The following is a 4,615-nucleotide window of genomic DNA, read 5'->3' on the forward strand; positions in this document are numbered from 1 at the left end:
CTTTATCGAGATGGGAGATCGCCGCACCGGGCTGAAGAGTGGCGCCAATGCCACTGCGTACGGCGCGCATCAGTAACGCCAGACCATCAATTTCAGTAGCGATCTCAATATTTAGCGCGTGTTCCTGGCAGATGGCATCCAGCCTGCCGCGCAGACCATGTCCCGGGCTTGGCATGATCAATGGAATATTTGCCAGTTGGGCTGGAGCAATATTGTCGTCGACAATATCAGCCAATAGGGCATGGGTCCCAATCAAAAACAGCCGTTCTTCAAGAATCGGTCTGGCGCTCCAGCGCAGGATCTTTTCTTTTTGAAACACGACAGCCAGATCAATCTGGCGGGTATTAATCATTCGTTCCAGGTTGCCAGAGAGACTTTCCACCACATGCAGGCGAACATCAGCATAGCTTTCCCGCATGGCGTGAATAAATGGCATGCCGAGAACGGAAGCGGTACTGGGGGCCATACCGACGCTGACGTGTCCGGAAAGTCGGGCCTCGCGCGCGGCGAGGATTGCATCGTCTGCATGCCGGAGCGCCAGCTGCGCCTGGGAGTAAAAAGCCAGTCCGGCGCTGGTGGGCGTCACACCGCGCGAGGTGCGTTGAAGCAGACGAATAGCAAGTTCGCTTTCCAGGCGCGTCATTTGCTGACTGAGTGCCGAAACACCGATATTGAGATCGAGCGCCGCGCTACCCATGCTGCCGGTTTCTACAATACGCACAAAATAGCGTAGTTGACGAAGTTCCATTTCAACTCTCCGAATGGCAATTGATTTTTACATTAAAGCAACATTGACGTAGAAGGAAGAGGGGGATGGTCAAATTTGGCCCATAAAAAAAGCCAACCGGATGGTTGGCTTTTCAGAAATCGTCACATTATTTGCCGTCGTGCGCATGCTCATCTTCGCGGCAATCGCCTTCGGCGCAGTGGCCATAAAGATAGAGGCTATGGTTGGTTAAGCGAATACCATGTTTAGCCGCAATCTCACGCTGACGCGCTTCAATGGAATCATCGCTGAACTCGACCACTTTGCCGCAGTCGAGGCAAATGAGGTGATCGTGGTGATGCTGTTGAGTCAGTTCGAAGACGGATTTACCACCTTCAAAATTGTGGCGGGTCACGATACCGGCATCATCAAACTGGTTCAGCACACGATACACGGTCGCCAGACCAATTTCTTCACCCATATCGATCAGGCGTTTGTATAAGTCTTCCGCACTGACGTGATGGTTATCCGGTTCCTGAAGAACTTCCAGAATTTTTAAACGAGGAAGCGTTACTTTCAGGCCAGCCTTCTTTAATGCGGTATTGTTGTCAGTCATGCGGAATCTGTCCTGTAGCTAAACGATTCACTTCATTAACAGAAGTGACAGAAATTGCACTTGAGAAATTGCGTATCATTATAGAACTGCCATGGTTAAATGAAAACAGCAAGTCTCTGGCATATATTGTTAATCAAAACGTGGTATCGCCGACAAACACACTGTGCAACACCCGATTGGCATCCAGCCATTGTACAGGGTCAGACGGAAAAGTTACAAATTTGTAGCAATTATTTTGATTGGTTTTATCTATTGATGCGGCGCAGATGAGGATCTGCGCCGCGCGAAATCAGGCATTGATGATTTCGTCGAGGTGCAGTTCTTCTGAGATCTGCTTAACCCATTTTTCTACGCGTTCAGCGGTCAGCTCCGGCTGGCGATCTTCATCGATAGCCAGACCGACAAAGTGGTCGTCGTCAGCCAGGCCTTTGGACGCTTCAAAGTGATAACCCGCCGTTGGCCAGTGACCGACGATGGTGGCGCCGCGTGGCTCAATGATGTCGCGAATTGTGCCTAACGCATCGCAGAAATATTCTGCGTAATCTTCCTGGTCGCCGCAGCCGAACAATGCAACCAGTTTGCCGTTAAAATCAATGTCTTCGAGGGTAGGGAAGAAATCGTCCCAGTCACACTGCGCTTCACCGTAGTACCAGGTTGGAATGCCGAGCAGCAGAATGTCATACCCTTCCAGGTCTTCTTTGCTGCTTTTTGCAATGTCATGTACATCGGCAACGTCTTTACCAAGCTGTTTTTGAATCATTTTTGCGATGTTTTCGGTATTACCGGTGTCGCTGCCGAAAAAGATGCCAGTGATTGCCATGAGTAAAATAACCTCTTGAAACTTATTGAAATGGTGGTGGCGCATTGCCCACGGATAAGGGCAATCATAGCAGAACAGTCAGGCATGCGGAAACAGCAAACACGCGGGACTGCACTCTGTGCTACACGATTTATGATTTAGAGCAGAAATTCAGACTATGCCTGACCGCGCAATGCGGTGAGTTGGGTCATCAGCATCTCTTCGATGAGTTCACTGCGACTCATGTTGCGCGCCTCGGCCAGCTCGTTTAACGCGTCAACGGCATCAGCGTTCAGTTTCAGTTCGACACGCTTAAGCCCGCGAACTTTGTCACGTTTAAGCTGATTACGTTTATTTATACGTAACTGTTCATCACGCGAGAGCGGATTAGTTTTGGGTCGTCCCGGGCGACGCTCCTGCGCGAACAGATCTAATGTCGTACGGTCCGTTTGTTCTTTGGCCATGATCTTGGTGACTTCGGGGAAACAATCAGCCAGGCGTCCGCCCGGATGGATAGCGCGCCATAATACATCAGCAGGAGAGGCACGCCAACGCCCACGCGCGTAATCGCGCACGGACGCTGAGTTTTTAATCAGTTAGCCGGTTCGTTCAGATAACGACGGATGGCCCGCAGCACTGCTTCAGGTTTTTCCGCATGTACCCAATGCCCCGCGCCTGCAATAACGTGCGCCCGAGCCTGCGGGAATTGTGCCAGTAGCTGCTCGCGATACGCTTCGGTGACATAAGGGGAGTTACCGCCTGGAATAAACAATGCCGGGTGCTCCCATGCCGGGATGGTTTGCCAACCGACGATAGTGGGATATTGATCCCACAACACGGGAACGTTAAAGCGCCACTCGCCGTCAACAAAGGATTTCAGCAGAAACTGAATAACACCCTCCTCTTGCAGATGCTGGCGCATGACGCTTGCCGCTTGCTGGCGCGAGGACGCTTGTGCCTCGGTTACGGCATTGATTGCCGCAAAAATCTCATCGTGACGGCGCACATGATAGTCAACCGGTGCAATATCAATAGCCACCAGCCGATCAATACGATCAGGGGCCAACGCGGTTAACGCCATGACGGCTTTTCCCCCCATCGAGTGACCAATAAAGATCGCTTTTTCGATCTGTCGATCGTCCAGCGTATCCACCAGGTCTTGCGCCATGGCCGCATAATTCATTTCAGGCGATCGGGGCGAGAGGCCATGATTTCGCATATCAACCTGGATGATATCGTGATCGGCCACCAGGGAGCGTGCCAGGATCCCCAGGTTATCCAGGCTACCAAACAGGCCGTGAACCAGGACGATGGGAGAATTATTGTGCAGGTTTTGCGCAGATTGCGCTCGGATATTCAATTTCATGGCAAAGTTCTTTTTTTCACACTCACGGGTTAGGGTATCATGTTGACCATTCTGCCACAGGGCTGCAACAACTACGGTTACTCCGAGTTTTATCAGCCACCAGGCTTGACGCTATCCGCTGTTGGGATTTGCCTTTACACTACGCGTGTTAACCCAACAACTTGTATTCAGCTAAACACTGCACTGGATTAAGATGAAAACGATTGAAGTTGATGATGAACTCTATAGCTATATTGCCAGCCATACCAAGCATATCGGCGAGAGCGCATCCGACATTTTACGGCGTATGTTGAAATTTTCCGCCGCAGCACAGCCTGTCACTCCGGTAGTAAAAGAAGTCCGCGCTGTGCAACCTGTCGTGGAAGCTAAGCCGGTTAACCCCGTAAAAGATAAAGTGCGCGCGATGCGTGAACTGCTGTTGTCCGATGAATATGCGGAACAGAAGAAAGCAGTAAATCGCTTTATGCTGGTGCTGTCTACACTCTATTCTCTGGATCAAAACGCATTCGCCGAAGCAACGGATTCGTTGCATGGCCGGACGCGCGTTTATTTTGCGGCAGATGAACAGACGCTGCTGAAAAATGGTAATCAAACCAAACCGAAACACGTGCCAGGCACGCCGTACTGGGTGATCACCAATACCAACACCGGCCGTAAATGCAGCATGGTGGAGTACATCATGCAGTCAATGCAATTCCCTGCGGAATTGATTGAAAAGGTTTGCGGAACAATTTAATCCTTGCATTAGAAGGACCAGGCAATGGCAATCCACAACCGTGCAGGTCAACCTGCGCAACAGAGTGATTTGATTAACGTCGCCCAACTGACGGCACAGTACTATGTACTGAAACCAACGGCAGGGAACGCTGAGCACGCCGTCAAGTTCGGTACGTCCGGGCATCGCGGCAGTGCAGGTCGTCATAGTTTTAACGAGCCGCATATTCTGGCTATCGCCCAGGCGATTGCTGAAGAACGTGCGAAAAACGGGATTACTGGCCCGTGCTTTGTGGGCAAGGATACCCACGCGCTGTCTGAACCGGCTTTTATCTCTGTGCTGGAAGTGCTGGCGGCGAATGGCGTTGATGTCATCGTGCAGGAAAACAACGGCTTTACGCCAACCCCTGCCGT

At 51.2% G+C, this 4,615-nt stretch carries 6 protein-coding genes and 1 pseudogene; 2 read left to right on the top strand and 5 right to left on the bottom strand.

The features are described 5' to 3' along the window. The 5 genes from tcuR to ybfF all read right to left on the bottom strand — a co-directional run. On the bottom strand, positions 1-748 hold a 748-nt coding region (gene tcuR, locus KQJ18_RS21730), incomplete at its 3' end, for a tricarballylate utilization LysR family transcriptional regulator TcuR (RefSeq protein WP_216422723.1). Between the two features lie 127 nt (positions 749-875). Continuing rightward, positions 876-1,322, bottom strand: coding sequence for a ferric iron uptake transcriptional regulator (gene fur, locus KQJ18_RS21735; protein WP_003022836.1), 447 nt, complete (start codon positions 1,320-1,322; stop codon positions 876-878). Between the two features lie 289 nt (positions 1,323-1,611). After that, positions 1,612-2,142 (bottom strand): flavodoxin FldA, encoded by a 531-nt coding sequence (gene fldA, locus KQJ18_RS21740; protein ID WP_003022839.1) that lies wholly within the window; start codon positions 2,140-2,142, stop codon positions 1,612-1,614. A 155-nt stretch (positions 2,143-2,297) separates the two neighbouring features. Next, positions 2,298-2,585, bottom strand: coding sequence for a LexA regulated protein (ybfE, locus tag KQJ18_RS21745; protein ID WP_042310165.1), 288 nt, complete (start codon positions 2,583-2,585; stop codon positions 2,298-2,300). Positions 2,586-2,713: 128 nt separating this feature from the next. After that, positions 2,714-3,487 carry an esterase gene (gene ybfF / locus KQJ18_RS21750; protein WP_160955891.1) on the bottom strand — a complete coding sequence of 258 codons (774 nt, stop codon included), beginning with the start codon at positions 3,485-3,487 and terminating at the stop codon, positions 2,714-2,716. Positions 3,488-3,680: 193 nt separating this feature from the next. Between ybfF and seqA the strand changes: the two genes are divergently transcribed. Further along, positions 3,681-4,223: a replication initiation negative regulator SeqA gene (gene seqA / locus KQJ18_RS21755; RefSeq protein ID WP_204524960.1), complete on the top strand. Its 543-nt coding sequence runs from the start codon at positions 3,681-3,683 to the stop codon at positions 4,221-4,223. A 24-nt stretch (positions 4,224-4,247) separates the two neighbouring features. Next, a pseudogene (locus KQJ18_RS21760) lies at positions 4,248-4,615 on the top strand (phosphoglucomutase, alpha-D-glucose phosphate-specific); the annotation flags it as partial.

Origin of the sequence: Citrobacter sp. S55_ASV_140, assembly GCF_018919505.1 — a bacterium.
Lineage (GTDB): Bacteria > Pseudomonadota > Gammaproteobacteria > Enterobacterales > Enterobacteriaceae > Citrobacter > Citrobacter werkmanii.

Coding starts and splice junctions, on each gene's coding strand:
- ybfF (WP_160955891.1), bottom strand. CDS start 3,487: ATGAAATTGAATATCCGAGCGCAATCTGCGCAAAACCTGCACAATAAT.
- fur (WP_003022836.1), bottom strand. CDS start 1,322: ATGACTGACAACAATACCGCATTAAAGAAGGCTGGCCTGAAAGTAACG.
- seqA (WP_204524960.1), top strand. CDS start 3,681: ATGAAAACGATTGAAGTTGATGATGAACTCTATAGCTATATTGCCAGC.
- fldA (WP_003022839.1), bottom strand. CDS start 2,142: ATGGCAATCACTGGCATCTTTTTCGGCAGCGACACCGGTAATACCGAA.
- ybfE (WP_042310165.1), bottom strand. CDS start 2,585: ATGGCCAAAGAACAAACGGACCGTACGACATTAGATCTGTTCGCGCAG.